Source organism: Polaribacter sp. 2405UD43-2 (assembly GCF_058147125.1).
The window spans coordinates 1-262 of the sequence record NZ_JBYVJX010000047.1; the positions used below are offsets into that span (position 1 = coordinate 1).

1 protein-coding gene is annotated in these 262 nt (G+C 32.1%); it reads left to right on the forward strand.

From position 1 onward, the window contains the following. Positions 1-262, forward strand: a 262-nt coding sequence (dctP, locus tag ACY2RX_RS14700; RefSeq protein WP_490104729.1) for a TRAP transporter substrate-binding protein DctP, incomplete at both ends; no start/stop codon positions are given.

The following is a 262-nucleotide window of genomic DNA, read 5'->3' on the forward strand; positions in this document are numbered from 1 at the left end:
AATAAAACTATAAAGTTAGCTCATGGTTTAGATATGAGCCATCCTGTACAGGAAGCTATGGTTTTTATGGTGCAAGAATTAGAAAGAAATTCTAAGGGCGCTTTAAAACTAGAAATTTATCCAAATCAGCAACTAGGTGCAGAAAGACAATGTTTAGAATTGTTGCAAAGAGGAAGTCTAGATATGACAAAAGTTTCTGCTGCAGTTATGGAAAATTTTTCTCCTAATATGAAAGTATTGGGACTTCCTTTTTTATTTAAAA